Annotated in this window: 15 protein-coding genes; 11 read left to right on the forward strand and 4 right to left on the reverse strand. The window is 73.1% G+C overall.

Going from position 1 to position 16,611, the window contains the following annotated elements; translation table 11 throughout:
* Positions 1-80: 80 nt before the first annotated feature.
* A complete protein-coding gene (locus ACQPXG_RS22550) occupies positions 81-1,169 on the reverse strand; it encodes a hypothetical protein (RefSeq protein WP_433469686.1) in 1,089 nt (362 codons plus the stop codon).
* 194 nt (positions 1,170-1,363) lie between these two features.
* On the opposite strand from ACQPXG_RS22550, the gene ACQPXG_RS22555 reads away from it, so the two are divergent.
* From ACQPXG_RS22555 to ACQPXG_RS22565, 3 genes are all read left to right on the forward strand, one after another.
* Positions 1,364-2,515, forward strand: a complete 1,152-nt coding sequence (locus ACQPXG_RS22555; RefSeq protein ID WP_433470028.1) for a sensor histidine kinase — start codon at positions 1,364-1,366, stop codon at positions 2,513-2,515.
* Positions 2,516-2,663: 148 nt separating this feature from the next.
* Positions 2,664-3,362 carry a CDP-alcohol phosphatidyltransferase family protein gene (locus tag ACQPXG_RS22560; protein WP_433469687.1) on the forward strand — a complete coding sequence of 233 codons (699 nt, stop codon included), beginning with the start codon at positions 2,664-2,666 and terminating at the stop codon, positions 3,360-3,362.
* Positions 3,359-5,857, forward strand: a complete 2,499-nt coding sequence (locus ACQPXG_RS22565) for a sugar phosphate nucleotidyltransferase (RefSeq protein WP_433469688.1) — start codon at positions 3,359-3,361, stop codon at positions 5,855-5,857. The genes ACQPXG_RS22560 and ACQPXG_RS22565 overlap by 4 nt, the downstream gene beginning before the upstream one ends.
* Positions 5,858-5,863: 6 nt before the next feature.
* Here ACQPXG_RS22565 and ACQPXG_RS22570 read toward each other — a convergent pair whose 3' ends face one another.
* The 3 genes from ACQPXG_RS22570 to ACQPXG_RS22580 form a co-directional block, all read right to left on the reverse strand.
* Positions 5,864-7,276 (reverse strand): aminotransferase class V-fold PLP-dependent enzyme, encoded by a 1,413-nt coding sequence (locus tag ACQPXG_RS22570; protein WP_433469689.1) that lies wholly within the window; start codon positions 7,274-7,276, stop codon positions 5,864-5,866.
* 109 nt (positions 7,277-7,385) lie between these two features.
* Positions 7,386-8,960, reverse strand: coding sequence for an ATP-binding cassette domain-containing protein (locus tag ACQPXG_RS22575; RefSeq protein WP_433469690.1), 1,575 nt, complete (start codon positions 8,958-8,960; stop codon positions 7,386-7,388).
* A 110-nt stretch (positions 8,961-9,070) separates the two neighbouring features.
* Positions 9,071-10,411 (reverse strand): PLP-dependent aminotransferase family protein, encoded by a 1,341-nt coding sequence (locus ACQPXG_RS22580; RefSeq protein WP_433469691.1) that lies wholly within the window; start codon positions 10,409-10,411, stop codon positions 9,071-9,073.
* A 78-nt stretch (positions 10,412-10,489) separates the two neighbouring features.
* On the opposite strand from ACQPXG_RS22580, the gene ACQPXG_RS22585 reads away from it, so the two are divergent.
* The 8 genes from ACQPXG_RS22585 to ACQPXG_RS22620 all read left to right on the forward strand — a co-directional run bounded on the left by ACQPXG_RS22585 (position 10,490) and on the right by ACQPXG_RS22620 (position 16,608).
* Positions 10,490-11,140, forward strand: coding sequence for a LysE family translocator (locus ACQPXG_RS22585; protein WP_433469692.1), 651 nt, complete (start codon positions 10,490-10,492; stop codon positions 11,138-11,140).
* A 42-nt stretch (positions 11,141-11,182) separates the two neighbouring features.
* Entirely contained in the window at positions 11,183-12,118 is a 936-nt protein-coding gene (locus tag ACQPXG_RS22590; protein ID WP_433469693.1) for a DUF881 domain-containing protein, read from the forward strand.
* Between the two features lie 31 nt (positions 12,119-12,149).
* The gene (locus ACQPXG_RS22595; RefSeq protein WP_433469694.1) at positions 12,150-12,482 is read left to right on the forward strand and encodes a small basic family protein; all 333 of its coding nucleotides are present in this window, start codon (positions 12,150-12,152) and stop codon (positions 12,480-12,482) included.
* Positions 12,479-13,246 carry a DUF881 domain-containing protein gene (locus tag ACQPXG_RS22600; protein WP_433469695.1) on the forward strand — a complete coding sequence of 256 codons (768 nt, stop codon included), beginning with the start codon at positions 12,479-12,481 and terminating at the stop codon, positions 13,244-13,246. Before ACQPXG_RS22595 ends, ACQPXG_RS22600 begins: the two co-directional genes overlap by 4 nt.
* Positions 13,247-13,555: 309 nt before the next feature.
* Positions 13,556-14,086 carry an FHA domain-containing protein gene (locus ACQPXG_RS22605; protein WP_433469696.1) on the forward strand — a complete coding sequence of 177 codons (531 nt, stop codon included), beginning with the start codon at positions 13,556-13,558 and terminating at the stop codon, positions 14,084-14,086.
* A 49-nt stretch (positions 14,087-14,135) separates the two neighbouring features.
* Positions 14,136-14,867, forward strand: coding sequence for a transcriptional regulator FtsR (gene ftsR / locus ACQPXG_RS22610; protein WP_433469697.1), 732 nt, complete (start codon positions 14,136-14,138; stop codon positions 14,865-14,867).
* Between the two features lie 142 nt (positions 14,868-15,009).
* Positions 15,010-15,480 (forward strand): bifunctional nuclease family protein, encoded by a 471-nt coding sequence (locus tag ACQPXG_RS22615; protein WP_067468341.1) that lies wholly within the window; start codon positions 15,010-15,012, stop codon positions 15,478-15,480.
* A 522-nt stretch (positions 15,481-16,002) separates the two neighbouring features.
* The gene (locus ACQPXG_RS22620; RefSeq protein ID WP_433469698.1) at positions 16,003-16,608 is read left to right on the forward strand and encodes a MerR family transcriptional regulator; all 606 of its coding nucleotides are present in this window, start codon (positions 16,003-16,005) and stop codon (positions 16,606-16,608) included.
* Positions 16,609-16,611 lie beyond the last annotated feature (3 nt).

Here is a 16,611-nt window from a genome sequence, read left to right on the forward strand (position 1 = left end):
CGCACCCCCGTTGCCGCAACCGCCGCCGATGCGGTAAGCGCGCCCGCGTGGGCCGTGCGCGGGATGCCTGAGCGCCGGCGTCAGGACTGGCGGGCGATGCGCACGGCCATGGGCAGGGCCAGGGCGAGCGCGCGAAGCGGTTCCGGAGCCGACGGCGACCGCTCCAGCCACATGCGGCTGTCGTCGGCGCCGCTCTTGGTCCGCAGCGTGGCCGACCGCCGTCCGTCCACGCCGGTGACGATGTGGCGGTCGCCGGCCTGCCGGGTGCTGCCGAGAAGCACGCCGCCGGTGGTGTGGAAGGACGGCTCATGGCGGCCGCGCACCACGCCGAGGAGGCGGCCGTCGGGGTCGAACACGCGCAGGCGGTCGCGGCCCAGCGGCGAGGACGTGCGCTTGAACACCAGCAGCGTGCGGGCGTGGGGGTCGCGCAGCACGATCCTCCGGCGGCCTCTCCCGGGGGCGAGGGGGAAGAAGCCCGACCGCCCCCGCGGCGGCCTGCCGAGCGGGCCGTGGGCCACGGCGAGGAGGGCGCCGCCGCGTTCGTCGCGGTAGCGGCCGACGCCGTCGACCAGGACGCGGTCCGCCTTGAGCAGGGCGCCCGCCGGGGGCGGCGGTACCTCCCTGCCTTCGTCGTCCATGACGCGCCAGGCGACGCCCAGGATCTCCGTGGTCGCGTTCTCCGCCGCACGGACCCAGCCCGAGGGGAGCGACCGGTCGCGCAGCAGCGTCACGGCGCCGTCCTCGATCTTGGCGACGGCGTCGACGCCCGGGGCCGCCTCGGAGTCGAACCAGATCGTCCAGACGGGGTCGGTGACCGGCCACGTGATCCCGACCGCCTCGACCGCTCCGGCGGGGATCTCCGCCCGCTGCTTGCGGCGGCGAAGGGCCACGCCCTTCTCCGAGATGGTCACGACGAGGCGGTCGCGGTGCATCGCCCATGCCCAGAAGGCGGCCGCCAGCGCGACGAGCGCGCAGCCGCCGCCGAAGAAGCCGGTGGCCCGGCGGGCCTGCTCCGGTTCCCAAGCTTCGGCGCTGGAAAGCGTGGACAGGGAGACGAGCAGGCCGGCGGCGAGCGCGGAGAGGAAGATCCGGAACGGCCGTCGGTACGCTTTCCGGCCGAGCGTGATCCGGAGTTCCGGCGGGGGGACAGCGGGCGGGGGGACGGACAACTGTCGGCCCTTCGTGACGGGGTTTGCAGAACTATAGGGCGGGGCGGCCGGTCCGGAAGGAGAGCGCGATGAGAAAGATCATCCTGTTCGTCCCGGTGTCCCTCGGCGGGTTCTCCCCGGAGGACGCCTCCGCGCGGAACACGGGGTGATGCGCGAAGATCGCGGGACTCGGGGACAATGGTCGGGTGGTGACGATGCCCAGGGTCGGTGTGACGGCGAAGGACGCCCTGCTCGCGGCGCTGCTGGCGGGGGTCGCGGCGATCGTCGCGGCGGTGTGGCCGGGCGTCCGGGAGCTGGACGCGCCGGGGGCGCTGCTGCTGGCGGCCGCGCACGTGCCGCTCGCGGTCATCAGGCGCTGGCCGACCCCGGGGCTGGTCTCGCTGGTGATCCTCGTGCTGCCGTACCACCTGGCGCAGTACCAGCACCACGCGCTCGTGCCCGCCGAGGTGATCGCGCTGTTCGCCTACGCGGTGCTCGGGCACCGGGTCCGGATCGTCCTCGGCGTGGTCGCGTCCCTGCTCGCCGTGTGCGTGGTCGGCATGGCGATGCGGGCGGGCGGCGGCTCGCTGCGCGAGCAGATCGCGGTCATCGAGGCGGTGGTGTCCGTCGTGATCGCCGTCCAGGTGTGGCGGGTGCACCGGGCGCGGCTCGCGACGATCACCGAGCGGGCCGAGCGGGCCGAGCGGACACGGGAGCAGGAGGCCGGCCGGCGGGTGGCCGAGGAGCGCCTCCGGATCGCCCGCGACCTGCACGACCTTCTCGCGCACAGCATCACGCTGATCGGCGTCCAGGCCGGCGCCGCGGCCCATCTGGTGCGCGGGGACCGGCCCCTCGACCGGGAGGAGCTCGCCGATGCCCTCGCGTCGATCGCCGGCACGTGCCGGGACGCCCGCACCGAACTGCGCGGCACCCTCCAGGTCCTGCGCGGGACCGACGTCGGGACGCCGGGGACGCTCCCCGGCCCGGGCGGCATCGGGGAGCTGGCGCGGGCGGCCCGCGGCGGCGGGATCGACGTGGACCTCCAGGACGGCGACGTGGGGGCGCTGCCGCCCGAGATCGGCGTCGCGGCGTACCGGATCGTCCAGGAGGCCCTGACCAACGTTGTCAAACACGCCGCCGCCGAGCGCGTGACGGTGAGCCTGACCCGGGACGGCGAAGGACTCGTCGTGCGGGTCGCCGACGACGGGAAGGGCCCCTCCGGCGGGACGCCCGAGGGGTTCGGGGTCCTCGGGATGATCGAGCGGGCGCGCAGCGTCGGCGGGACACTCGACGCGGGCCCGGGCGAGGCCGGCGGTTTCGTCGTCACGGCTGTGCTCCCGCTCGCCGGCGCCGTCACCTCGCGGTGACGGAACGGAGCAGGCCCCTCCGGCGCCGTCTTCGCCGGGCTCGATCCGTCCGCCGGGAATCTCCCAACCCCACCGGACGCTGCCGGGGGCTTTCAAACCCTTACCGGTAGGGTCAGGATCAAGGGGACCAGGGGAGGGGAACGCGTCGGTGAGCACACTGCAGGAGGCCCCGCAGGACCGGATCTTCACTGTGCCGAACATCCTGAGCCTGGCCCGGCTCGTCGGCGTCCCGCTGTTTCTGTGGCTCGTCCTTGTGGAGGCGGACTGGTGGGCGCTCGGCCTGCTGGTGTTCGCGGGCCTGTCGGACTGGCTGGACGGGAAGCTGGCGCGGGCGCTGAACCAGACCAGCAGGCTCGGCATGGTGCTCGACCCGGCCGCCGACCGGCTCTACATCCTGGCCACGCTGATCGGGCTCACCATCCGCGACATCATCCCGGTCTGGCTGGTGGCCGTGCTGGTCGCCCGCGAGGTGGCGATCCTGCCGATCGCCCCGATCGTGCGGCGGCTCGGGTACGGCGGCACGCTGCCCGTCCACTTCATCGGCAAGGCCGCGACGATGTGCCTGCTGTACGCGTTCCCGCTGCTGCTGCTCGGCGACCACGACGGCGGCGCGGCGACCACGGCCAAGATCATCGGATGGGCCTTCGCCGTCTGGGGGACGGGCCTGTACTGGTGGGCGGCCGTCCTGTACTGGACGCAGACGCGGCAGCTGGTGCTGGCCGGCCGCGGCTCGTCCCCGGCCCTCGGGCCGGGCTCCGCGCGCGATCCCGGCGGCCCGGGCGGCCTGCGCGATCCGGGCGCGGAACCGCCGGCCGGCGACCAGAAGGGAGCTGAGACCCCCCGATGAAGGCCGTCGTGATGGCGGGAGGCGAGGGGACGCGGCTGCGTCCGATGACCGCCAACCAGCCCAAGCCGCTGCTTCCGCTCGTCAACCGGCCGATCATGGAGCACGTGCTGCGGCTGCTGAAGAAGCACGGGTTCTCCGAGACCGTCGTCACCGTCCAGTTCCTGGCGGCGCTGATCCGCAACTACTTCGGCGACGGCGAGGAACTCGGCATGTCGCTGAGCTACGCGACCGAGGAGGTCCCGCTCGGCACCGCCGGCAGCGTCAAGAACGCCGAGGAGGCGCTGCGCGACGACCGGTTCCTCGTGATCTCCGGGGACGCGCTCACCGACATCGACCTGACCGACATGGTGCGGTTCCACGAGGAGAACGACGCACTCGTCACGATCGGCCTGAAGCGGGTCCCGAACCCGCTCGAATTCGGGATCATCATCGTGGACGACGATGGCCGCGTGCAGCGGTTCCTGGAGAAGCCCACCTGGGGCCAGGTGTTCTCCGACACCGTCAACACCGGGATCTACGTGATGGAGCCCGAGGTCCTTGAGCACGTCGCCGAAGGCGAGCCGGTCGACTGGTCCGGTGACGTGTTCCCGAAGCTGCTCGCCGAGGGCGCCCGCCTGTTCGGGTATGTGGCCGACTGCTACTGGGAGGACGTCGGCACTCACGAGAGCTACCTCAAGGCGCAGGCCGACATGCTGTCCGGGCAGGTCGGCATCGACCTCGACGGGTTCGAGATGTCGCCGGGCGTGTGGGTCGCCGAGGGCGCCGAGGTGGACGCCGAGGCCGTCCTCAAGGGGCCGCTCTACATCGGCGACTACGCGAAGGTCGAGGCGGGCGTCGAACTGCGCGAGTACACCGTCCTCGGCAGCAACGTCGTCGTGAAGGAGGGCGCGTTCCTGCACCGGGCCGTCGTCCACGACAACGTGTTCGTCGCGCCGTCCACGAACCTGCGCGGCTGCGTCGTCGGCAAGAACACCGACATCATGGCGGGGTCCCGCGTCGAGGAGGGCGCGGTCATCGGCGACGAGTGCGTCATCGAGGCCGAGGCGTACGTCTCCAGCGGCGTGAAGGTCTACCCGTTCAAGACCATCGAGGCCGGCGCGGTCGTCAACACCAGCGTGATCTGGGAGTCGCGGGGGCAGCGCAACCTGTTCGGGCCGCGCGGCGTGTCCGGGCTCGTGAACGTGGAGATCACGCCCGAATTGGCGGTCCGGCTCGCCAGCGCCTACGCGACGACACTGAAGAAGGGGTGCACGGTCGTCACCGGGAGGGACGTGTCCCGCGCCGCCCGCACCCTGAAGCGCGCGGTGAACAGCGCCCTGACCGCGAGCGCGATCAACGTCCAGGATCTGGAGGCGACCCCGCTGACCGTCGCGCGGTTCGAGACAGGGCGCGAGGACAGCGTCGGCGGCATCTACATCCGCACCACCCTCGGCGACCCCCAGGGCGTCGACATCTTATTCCTGGACGCGGGCGGCGCCGACCTGTCCCAGGGCGCGCAGCGCAAGCTGGAGCGGGTCTTCGGGCGGCAGGAGTACCGCCGCGCGTTCCCCGGCGAGATCGCCGAGCTGACCTACCCGCCGCGCGTCGTCGAGACCTACACCCGCGACCTGCTGCGCCGCGTCGACATCCGCGGCGTCCGCGAGGCCGGGCTGAAGATCGTCCTGGACTGCGCGGGCGGTGTCGCCTCGCTCGTCCTGCCGAGCCTGCTCGGCAAGGTCGGCGTGGAGGTCCTCACCCGCAACGCGGGGCTGGACGAGGCGAACCCGACCGAGACGCTCGCCGAGCGGATGCGCGACCTGGAGCGGCTCGGCGAGCTGGTGTCGTCGTCGCGCGCCGCGTTCGGCGTCCGGTTCGACCCGGTGGGGGAGCGGATCTCGCTGGTGGACGAGAACGGCGAGCTGGTCGGCGACGACCGCGCGCTGCTGGTGATGCTGGACCTGGTCGCGGCGGAGCGCCGCGGCGGGCGGGTGGCGCTGCCGGTGACGACGACGCGGGTCGCCGAGCAGGTGTGCCGGTTCCACGGCGTGCAGGTCGAGTGGACGTCCACGTCCCAGGACGTCCTCACCAAGGCCGCCGCGCAGCCCAGCGTGATCTTCGCCGGCGACGGGCGGGGCGGGTTCCTGATGCCGGAGTTCAGCGGCACCGTGGACGGGATCGCGGCGTTCGTCCGGCTAGTCGGCCTCGTCGCGCGGACGCGGCTGACGCTGTCGCAGATCGACCGGCGCATACCGGACGCGCATCTGCTGCGCCGTTCCGTCCCGACGCCGTGGGCGGCCAAGGGCAGCGTGATGCGGCACGTCGTGGAGGCGGCCGCGGAGCGGACGATCGACACCACCGACGGCGTCCGCGTGGTGGAGGACGACGGCCGCTGGGTCCTCGTCCTGCCCGACCCGGCGGAGGCGGTCACCCATCTGTGGGCCGAGGGGCCGGACGCGGACGCCGCGCAGGCGCTGCTGGAGGAATGGGCCGTCGTTGTCGAACGGGCCGGCTCTTAGGCGGTCTCAGCACCGTTCGCGAGGCTTGAGGCCGGTGGCGTTCGGTTCACGATCGCCGTATGCGGCGTCCAGGAACTCGGTGAGGCGGTCCACGTCCGCGACGTTCGAGACCAGGCCGAGGGACGCCCTGACCGCGCCGCCGCTCGGCAGGCCGAGCACGCCCAGATAGTCGTCGAGGGTGCGCATCCGCCGGCCGGCGGTGCCGCGCAGCGCGTGCTCGGAGATCTCGAAAGCGCCCTCCCCGGCGCCCGGGTTGCAGAAGCAGCCGGTCCGGACGGAGATTCCGGCGGCGGCGCTGTCACGGGCGACGATCCGCTCGTCCACGATCCGGCCGCGCGGGTCGAGGACGTTGAACGCGACCGTCCCGCCGCGCCGGTCGGTGCCGTCCGGGCCGTAGAACCGGATCAGGGGGGAGCCGTCGGAATGGCGCAGGTCCGCGAGCCGCCGCAGGAGCAGGGACGTCAGGCAGCCGACGCGGCGGTGGATGAGGTCCATGCCGATGTCCTCGACCCAGCGGACGCCGAACTCCACGTCCGGGATGGACAGGAAGTTCAGGGTGCCGTCCTCGAACGCCGTCTCGTCGGGCGCGAGGACGTGCCAGCCGCCGAGCGCGCTGACCGCCTGGATCGTCCCGCCCGCGAACCAGGGCCGGCGCAGCCGGGCGAGCGCCTCCCGGCGGGCGATGAGGCAGCCGACGCCGGTCGGGTAGCCGAAGACCTTGTACCAGCTCACGGGGACGAAGTCGGGATGGACCAGGCTCAGGTCGAGGCGGTTGGCGGGGACGAACGCCGCGGCGTCGAGCAGCACGTCGTACCCGTGCGCCTGGGCGAGGCCGATCCAGCTCAGCGGATGCTGGACGCCGCTGAAGTTGCTCTGCGCGGGGTACACCAGCAGGCCGCGGCGGCCTCCCAGCGCGGCGCGGATCTCCGCTTCGCGCACCCGGAGGCCGGGCCCGCGGACGGGGACGTGGACGACCTCGGCTCCGCGCGCCTTGGCGAACTCCCTGATCCCGTTCACCGAGTTGTGGTTGTCACCGGTGAGGACGAGCCGGCCGCCGCGCTCGAAAGGGTACGCCTCGCCGACGAGGCGGCAGGCGCCGCTGGCGTTCGGCGTGAAGACCACCGCGTACTCCTCCGGCGAGGCGTTGAAGAACGCCAGGATCGCCTCCCGGGCCTGGTCGACGAGGCCCGTGGAGGCGCTGGACGTCGGGTTCTCCGAGTGCGGGTTGCCGTAGCAGTGTCCGGTCAGGCGCTCGGCGTGCGCGCGGATCTGGGCCTCGGCGGCGACGCCCGCCCCGGTGTAGTCCAGGTAGGTCTGGACGTCGAGGTGGCGGTACTCGGCGGCGCGGAGTTCGTCCAGCCGCCGCGTCTCCGCGTAGCCGGGCATGACATCGACCTGGGAATCGGATGAAACGCTCATTGTGCACCCCCGCCAGCAAAAGCGACATTGCTTAATGAACGGTCCAAAATCCCCAGAGGTGGTGCAAGAGCGATTCAGGAGCCTTAAGTGGCACAGAAAGGGATGTTTACTATGTCCTGCGGGTGAGGACCAGGCATGTGCCCGCGAGGAACAGCGCGGCGAATCCGCCGAGCAGCGCCCAGTCGACGGCCACCGCCCGCGAGAACGTCCCGCCGTACGAATCGAGCAAGGGCGGGCCCAGCGGCGAACGTCCGGTCGCCCAGAGCCGCTCCACGCCGAGACTGTGCCCGAGCCCCTCGAACGCCCACCGGTTGGACATGGCGTAGCTGAGCCACCGTCCGGGCGCCGCCATCACCGGGACCGGCAGGATCGCGCCCACGAACAGCACCTGCGGGAAGCACAGCATCGGCAGCGCCATCGTGGCCTGCGCCGGATCGGTGACCGCCGCCGACACCAGCAGGCCCAGCGCCAGAGCCGCCAGCGAGCACAGCAGCAGCGTGACGAACAGTTCCCCGTACGTGCTCCAGCCCATCGCGGGAAGCCGGTCCAGCCCCCGCAGGACGCCGAGCATCAGCGCGTCGACCACGGCCAGCAGCGGCAGCAGGACGGCCGTCTTCGCCAGCACGTACGGCCCGATGCGCAGTCCGGCGAGCCGCTCCCGCCGCAGGACGGGCAGTTCGGTGCAGATCTGCAGCAGCCCGTAGGTGAGGCCGAAGAAGAACCCGCCGAACGCGATCCAGAAAAGGATCATCACCGTCGCGCCGGGGCTCGGCGACTCCGGCGCGAACGCCCCGGGGCGGAACAGCACCGCGAACATCGCCAGCACCATGAGCGGCGACCCGGCCAGCACGGCGAGCGTGAGCCGGTTGCGGGTCAGCAGATCCAGGCTGCGCCGGGTGAGCAGCGCCCACTGACCGAACGCGCCGATCCCTGGGCCCGCCGCCTGCGCCTGAGACGCGCCGAACCGTCCCTCCCAGTCGTGCGTCTCCGCCTCGGCCAGCCGCAGGTAGATGTCCTCTATCCCGCCGGCCTCGAACCTCTCCGTCGCCTCGTCCGGCTCCCCGTAGAAGACCAGCCGCCCGTCCTGCGCGAGCACCGCCACGCGGTCGCAGGCCAGGACGTCCGGCGGATGGTGGGTCGTCAGGACCACCGCCGTCCCCGAATCGGCGAGGCCGCGCAGCAGCCGCATCAGGTCCGCCGCCGTCGCCGGGTCGAGGCCCGACGTCGGCTCGTCCAGGAAGAACACGCGGGGACGGGTCAGCAGCTCGACCGCGATGCTGGCCCGCTTGCGCTCGCCTCCGCTGAGCGAGCCGACGCGCTGCCCGGCCCGTTCGGTGAGCGCGAGCGCCTCCAGCACGTCGTCCACCGCCCGCTCGACACGCTCCGGCGGCGTGCCCGAGGGCAGCCGCAGCCCCGCCGCATAGCGGAGGGTGCGCCGCAGCGGCATCTCCATGTGAACGATGTCGTCCTGCGGCACGTACCCAAGCGCGCCGTTCCCGCCGTCGTACCGGACTTCGCCCTCCGCGGGCGGCCGCACTCCCGCGATGGCGTCCAGCAATGTGGTCTTCCCCGCCCCGCTGCCGCCGATGATCGCCACCAGCTGTCCGGCCCCGATCGACAGCGACACGTCCCGCAGTGTCCGCCGCCCGCCCGCCCGTTGACCGACCCCGCAGACCTCGATCATCCACCCTCCCGCCGAGCATCGCCTCTTACGAAGATGAACGATCACCCCGGAACAGTCCACCGTCCCGTCCCCGGTATGACGGGAGCGGCGTGCCTCGCGGACGGGACGCGTCAGTCGACGGTGGTGTCGTCGGGGCCGGCCGCGGCGATCTCGGCGAGCACGTCCAGGGCGCGGGCGAGGGCCTCGGGCGGCGGGGACGCCAGCCCGAAGCGGACGGCGCGCGGGGCGGCGCTGTTGCCGACCACGAAGGCGGCGGCCGGCGTGACGGCGATCCCGCGCCGCGCGGCCGCCGCCACGAATGTCTCGGCGCGCCACGGCCGCGGCAGGTCCCACCAGCAGAAGTACGAGCACGGGTCGGACCGGACGGCCGCGCCCGCCAGGCGGCCGGCGGCGATCCGCTGCCGGGAGGCGGCGTCGGCGCGCTTGGCGCGGGTGACCGACTCGACCGTTCCGTCGGCGATCCAGCCGGCGGCCGCGTCGAGGGCGAATCCCGCCGGGCCCCAGCCGCCGGAGCGCAGCGCCGCGGCGACGCGGCCGGACAGGCCCGCCGGCGGGACGGCGAAGCCCAGGCTCAGGCCGGGCGCGAGCCTCTTGGAGAGGCTGTCGACCAGCACGGTGCGGCCGGCGGCGTGCGCGGCCAGCGGCTCCGGCCCGTCCTCGCGGAGGAACGCCCAGATGCGGTCCTCGATCGCGTGGAGGCCGAGCCGCTCCAGGGCCGCGGCCAGCTCGGCGCGGCGCTGTGACGGCATCGTCGTCCCGGACGGGTTGTGCAACGTCGGCTGGAGGTAGACCGCGCCGAGCGGAGCGGCGCGGTGCGCGTCGGCCAGGGCGTCCGGACGCAGCCCCTGCTCGTCCGACGGGACGGGGACGAGCGTCACGCCGAGCCTTGCCGCGATGCCCTTGATCACCGGATAGGTCAGCGCCTCGACGGCGAGCCGCCCGCCCGGAGGCACGAGCGCCGCCACGGCGCCGGCGATCGCCTGCCGGCCGTTGCCCGCGAACAGCACCTCGGACGGGGCGGTCCGGCCGCCGGACGCGGACAGCAGCGCCGCGGCGGCCTCGCGCGCGGCGGCCGTTCCCGCGACGCCCACCGGCCCGAGCGCCGCGTCCAGGACGTCCGGGCGGCGAAGCCGTTCCAGCCCCGCGGCCAGCAGCGCGCTCTGCCCGGGGACGACCGGGTAGTTCAACTCCAGGTCGACGCGTGCGGCGGCCGGCTCGGCGAGCGCGGGTCCGGGAGCCCGCTCCGCGGCCCGGACGAACGTGCCGCGGCCGACCTCGCCCACCACGAGGCCGCGCCTGGCCAGTTCCGCGTACACCCGGCCCGCGGTCGAGTCCGCGATGCCCCGGCCGCGCGCGAAGGCCCGCTGCGGCGGCAGCCGCTCGCCCGGCCGCAGCCGTCCCGCCGCGATGTCGGCCGCCACCTCGTCGGCCACCCGCCGGAAGTCCGCCATCTGAACCCCACATTGCACCGAGAGCAATTTCACTATTGCACCGAGCATACTCCGGCTTCTAGCCTTGGGGCATTGCAGATGACTTGGAGCGCAATGATCTCGTTCACGGCCGTCGCGGCCATCGCCCTCTTCGCCCTCGGGCTCGTCCTCACCCCTGGGCCCAACATGATCTATCTGGTGTCGCGGTCGGTGACGCAGGGCCGCCGCGCCGGGCTGATCTCCCTCGGTGGCGTCGCCGCGGGCTTCCTGGTCTACGTCGCCGCCGCGACCGCCGGCCTCACCACCGTGTTCACGCTCGTGCCGCCGCTCTACACAGCGATCAAGCTGGCCGGCGCGGGCTACCTGCTCTGGCTCGCCTGGCAGGCGCTGCGGCCGGGCGGGACGACCGCGTTCGCCCCGAAGGACCTGCCCGCCGACCCGCCGCGCCGCCTGTTCGCCATGGGACTGGTCACCAACCTGCTCAACCCCAAGATCGCGATCCTGTACGTGTCGCTGCTGCCCCAGTTCGCCGACCCGGACCGCGGCCACGTCGCCGGCCAGATCCTCCTGCTGGGCGTCGTCCAGGTCACCATCGCCATCACCGTCAACGCCCTCATCGTCCTCGGCGCGGGCTCCATCGCCGTCTTCCTGGCGCGCAGGCCCGGCTGGCAGCGCGCCCAGCGGTACCTGATGGGCTCGGTGCTCGCCGGGCTGGCGATCCACATCGGCCTCCGCCCCGCCACCGCCTGACCTGACCCCCGCCGGTTCGCGGTTCCTTGCCATGATGGGCCGGTGATCGCACGACGGGACACCCTCGGCGGCCGGGAGCCGGACGAGCGCCGGGACGGCGGTGCGCGGCCGTCCGGATGGCTGCGGGCCGACGCCTCCATGTCGCTGCTCGCGGACCTGGTCGCCGGCAAGCACCTCGACCCCGGCTACGCGGAGGCCGCGGCGCGCCGCGCCGCGCCCGGCGAGACCGGTCCGCGGCGAGGACGGCTCCGGGGCGCCGGCGTCCTCCTCGTCGTCGCCCTCGCCGGCACGCTGGTCGCCGTCGCGGGCGTTGAGGCCCGCCGCAGCGAACCGGTGGCGGCCGAGCGCCGCTCCCGGCTCATCGGCGAGATCCACGCCCGCACCGCCGAGACCGACGGCCTCCAGCGCCGGCTGGACCGGCTGCGCGCGGACACCGAGCGGCGCCGCGCCGCCGCGCTGGCCCGCAGCGACGCCGGCCGCCGCGTCCGGCACGAGCTGACCCGGGCGGGCGCCGCCGCGGCCGCGACGCCCGCCACGGGGGAGGGGCTCGTCGTCACCGTGGCCGACGCCCCGCGCGAGACCCCGGCCGGGCCCGCCGCGCCGGCCCGCGCCGCCGACCGCGGCCGCGTCTATGACCAGGACCTCCAGGTCCTGGTGAACGGGCTGTGGGCGGCGGGCGCCCAGGCCATCGGGATCAACGGCCGGCGGCTCACCCCGACCACCGCGATCCGCACCGCGGGCGAGGCGATCCTGGTCGACTACCGGCCGCTCGGCGGCCCCTACGAGGTGACGGCGCTGGGCGACCCCGGGCGCCTGCGGGACGCCTTCACCGGCTCGGCCGCGGACCGCCGACTCGCCGCGCTGAAGGAGCGGCTCGGGATCGGGTACGGCATCCGCGGCGAGGACGACGTCCGGCTGCCCGCCGCAGGGACGTCCCGGCTGCGCTACGCCGCCCCCCGCGACGGGGCCGGCCGGTGAGCGGGGGAGACGGGGGAGAGGTGACCCGGCGGTGATCGCGCTGATCGGGCTCGTGGTCGGCGTGACCCTGGGCTTCATGCTCCAGCCGGACGTCCCGCTGTGGCTGCAGCCCTACCTGCCGATCGCGATCGTGGCCGCGCTCGACGCCATGTCCGGCGGCGTCCGGGCCCGGCTGGAGGGGATCTTCGACGAGAAGGTGTTCGTGGTCTCCTTCGCCAGCAACACCGTCATCGCCGCGCTGATCGTCTTCCTCGGGGACAAGCTCGGGGTCGGCTCGCAGCTGTCCACCGGGGTCGTGGTCGTCCTCGGCATCCGGATCTTCTCCAACGCGGCGGCCATCCGGCGGAAGCTGTTCGGCGCATGACCGGCGGCGAGCGCGCACCCGAGGACGGGCACGCACCCGAGGACGGGCCTGCGGGCGGCCACGAGGAGACCCGGCCGGCGGAGCCCGGGGGCCTGCGCTCACTCGCCGGCCTGCTGCGCCCGCGGGTCAGCCCGGGACAGATCGTCGCCGGACTGCTGTGCCTTCTGCTGGGCTTCGCGATCGTCGCCCAGGTGCGCTCGACCGAGCGCGACACCACGTTCGCGACCGCGCGGCAGGACGAGCTCGTCGGCACCCTGTCCGATCTGGGTCAGCGGTCCGACCGGCTGAGGGGCGACCTGCGCGACCTGGAGGAGACGAAGGCCAGGCTCCAACGGGACGCCGAGGGCGGCACCGCCCTGGAGGAGGCGCGCGAGCGGGCGACCACCTACGGGCTTCTCGCGGGCACGCTCCCGGCGGAGGGGCCCGGCATCGAACTCGTGATCGACGACCCCGGCCGCGGGGTCAAGGCGATCAACCTTCTGGACGCCCTGGAGGAGCTCCGCGACGCGGGCGCCGAGGTCGTCCAGGTCGGCGACGTGCGCGTCGGCGTCGACACCTACTTCCTGGACGACCGCGACGGCGTCCGGGCGGACGGGCGGCTCCTCGCCGCCCCCTACCGTTTCGTCGCCATCGGCGACCCGCACACGATGACGACGGCGCTCAACATCCCCGGCGGCCTCGTCCGGACGCTGGAGGGGGCCGGCGCCACCGTCCTGATCACCCAGCGCGCGAAAGTGACCGTCGGCGCGATACGGTCTCCATAGAGGGAACGGGGGAGACGGTAAACCGGACGCCGGGCTCGGGCGTCATGATCGCGGCCGTCCGCGCGGCGGCATGGACCTGCGATCATCGGCGAATGTAGTTTGGTCCAGCCGGTTCACCGTTCCAGTTGACCCCTCGGGTAATACCCGCGTAAGTTGCGGCGACCGTCGCGAAAGCGGGCGGTGAGTTGGACCGTGGCCGGGCGGGTCCCCGGCGTGGGGTTGGGTGAAGGATGCGCGTGGCGCAGGCGGCTCCCTGCAAAGGGGGACGTCCGCCGGTGGCACGCCGATGGTAGGAGGCCGAGCCGATCGATGCCGAGCGTCTACTGCACGCAGTGCGGTCACGCCAACCCGGATGATGCCCGCTTCTGCTCGAACTGCGGCACTCCGCTGAGGAGTTCGGCGCCGCCGCCTCCCCGGGAGTCGCCGGGCGAGTCCACGTCCACGATCTCCATCGGCGGGTTCGAGGCGCTGGACACCGACACGGGCGCCGAGGAGCCGGTCGGGCCCGACCAGATGGCGATGGAGGCGCTCCCCCCGGGCACGGCGCTGCTCGTCGTCAAGCGCGGCCCGAACGCCGGCAGCCGCTTCCTCCTCGACAAGGACCGCACGTCCGCCGGGCGGCACCCCGAGAGCGACATCTTCCTGGACGACGTCACCGTCTCCCGTCGGCACGCCGAGTTCACCCGTCAGGGCAACGCGTTCGCTGTCCGCGACGTGGGCAGCCTCAACGGCCTCTACGTCAACCGGCAGCGGATCGACCAGGCGGGGCTGTCGGGCGGCGACGAGGTCCAGATCGGCAAGTTCCGGCTGGTGTTCCTGACCAACCCGGCGCACGGCTGACCGCCCGGCGCCCGGGGACAGCGAGGTCGCGGCGACGATGGGAGGGGCGTTGAACGCGGAGCCAGCCCGGTCCCTGATGACGATCGGGGACGTCCTCGGACTGCTCAGGCCCGAGTTCCCCGACGTCACCATCTCCAAGATCCGGTTCCTGGAGTCCGAGGGGCTCGTCGAGCCGCAGCGCAGCCCCTCCGGCTACCGCAAGTTCTGCGGCGCCGACGTCGAGCGCCTCCGGTTCGTCCTCACCGCCCAGCGCGACCACTACATGCCGCTGCGCGTGATCAGGCAGCACCTGGAGGCGCGCGACCGCGGCGAGAACGTCCCGCCGCTCGGCGACCGCCGGACCGGCGCCGCCGAACCGTCCCGGCGCCGCCCCCGCACGCTCGTCGCCGCCGACACCACCGCGGAGGACCAGGCCGTCCGGCTCACCCGCCGCCAGCTCCTGGACGGCGCGGGGATCGACGAGGCCCTTCTGGTCCGCCTCGAGGAGTACGGTCTCGTCCGCCGGACCGGCACGCACTACGAGGGCGACGCGCTGAACATCGCGCGGGTCGCCGCCGCGCTCGGCGAATTCGGGTTCGAGGTCCGGCACCTGCGCGCCGTGAAGGCCGCCGCCGACCGGCAGGTCGGCCTCATCGAGCAGATGGTCGCGCCGCAGCTGCGCCGCCGCAGCCGCGGTGCGCACGAGCAGGCGGCCGAGACCGCCCGGGAGATCGCCGCGCTGTCGGTCCGGCTGCACACCGCGCTGGTCAGCGCGGGTCTGCGTGAAAGCCTCGACCCCTGATCATGCGGGCCGCGGAGGATTTTCCCGTCCGCGCGGCACCACGAGGTGTCCGGGCCTGGGTGTACGTTGGCTACATGGTTCGGTCAGGATTCGACCCGCTGCACGTGGTGATCGAGACAGCGAGAACCAGCAGGGAGCCGCAGTGAAGCAGATGGAGGTCGTCGGCGTCCGGGTCGAGATGCCCTCCAATCAGCCGATCGTCCTGTTGAAGGAGACGGAGGGCGATCGCTACCTGCCCATCTGGATCGGGGCGGTCGAAGCGACCGCGATCGCCTTCGCCCAGCAGGGGGTGCTGCCCGCCCGGCCCCTCACCCACGACCTGTTCCGCGACGTGCTCGACGCCCTCAGCGTCCAGCTCCGCACCGTCAACATCACCGCCCTGCGCGAAGGCATCTTCTTCGCCGACCTCATCTTCTCCAACGGCGTCGAGGTCAGCGCCCGCCCGTCCGACTCCATCGCCCTCGCCCTGCGCACCGGCGCCACGATCTTCGCCAGCGAGGACGTCCTCGAAGAGGCCGGCGTGGCCATCCCCGACGAGCAGGAGGACGAGGTGGAGAAGTTCCGCGAGTTCCTCGACACGATCTCCCCCGAGGACTTCGGCCGCGCCGGGTGACGGCTCGGGCGGGAGCCTTCACCTGACACCGGCCTAAGGCCAAGGCGCTTCGCCTGGTCCACCAGCCTGGTGCGGAGGCGCTTCCCATGGCACTCCTGGCCTCGGGCCGCGAGCCTTCAACTGGCACACCGGCCTAGGGCCAATGGCTGGTGCATCTGGCTACTGGGTGGCTTCGGCTTGGGGTGGTGGCTTGGGGAAAGGGGGGCCGGCCTGCGGGTTTGCGGGTTGGGGGGATGTGGGGAATGTCACTGTGGAGGGTAAGGTCATGCCATGGGGCGATTGGTCTTCCATTGCGGTGGACCTGGCGGTTTTTGCGGGGGGAGCATCGGGGTATGGAGTGCGTTGGCGGCGAAGGTGCGCAGTTTGCCCACGTGAAGCCGGTTCATCCGGGCATGCGACGCGCCGACGGTGAACGTTGACCACGCCCTGACCGGCACCTACCGTGCTGGTGGAACACCCGTGGTGTAATTCGTCAAACCCCCTTGACGAAGCGCCGCGGGATGATAGGAGCCGGAGGTCCGCGTGGCGGTGAGCAGCGGCGAGGGCAAGGCGACCCCCGACAGGCACATGGCGTCCCAGCGCGCCGGAGAGCAGGGACTGCTCTTCGACACGCAGGTGTCGGTGCCGCCGGAGGATGTCGGCTACCGCGGCCCGACGGCGTGCGCCGCGGCGGGGATCACCTACCGGCAGCTCGACTACTGGGCCCGTACCAGGCTGGTGGAGCCGAGCGTCCGGTCCGCGCACGGGTCCGGGAGTCAGCGGCTCTACAGCTTCCGCGACATCCTGGTGCTGAAGGTCGTGAAGCGGCTGCTCGACACGGGTGTGTCGCTCCAGCAGATACGTACGGCCGTCACCCATCTGCGTGACCGGGGCGTGCAGGACCTGGCCCAGATCACATTGATGAGCGACGGAGTGAGCGTCTACGAGTGCACCTCGGCCGACGAGGTCGTCGACCTCCTCCAGGGCGGGCAGGGCGTGTTCGGCATCGCGCTCGGACGGGTGTGGCAGGAGGTGGAGGGCAGCCTGGCGGAACTTCCCGGTGAACGCGCCGCCGCCGCCGACGCGGACCCTGCCGAACACCCCCACGATGAGCTCGCCAACCGGCGGCGCGCCCGCCGCACCGGCTGACCC

Source organism: Spirillospora sp. CA-128828, from assembly GCF_050945415.1.
Lineage (GTDB): Bacteria > Actinomycetota > Actinomycetes > Streptosporangiales > Streptosporangiaceae > Spirillospora.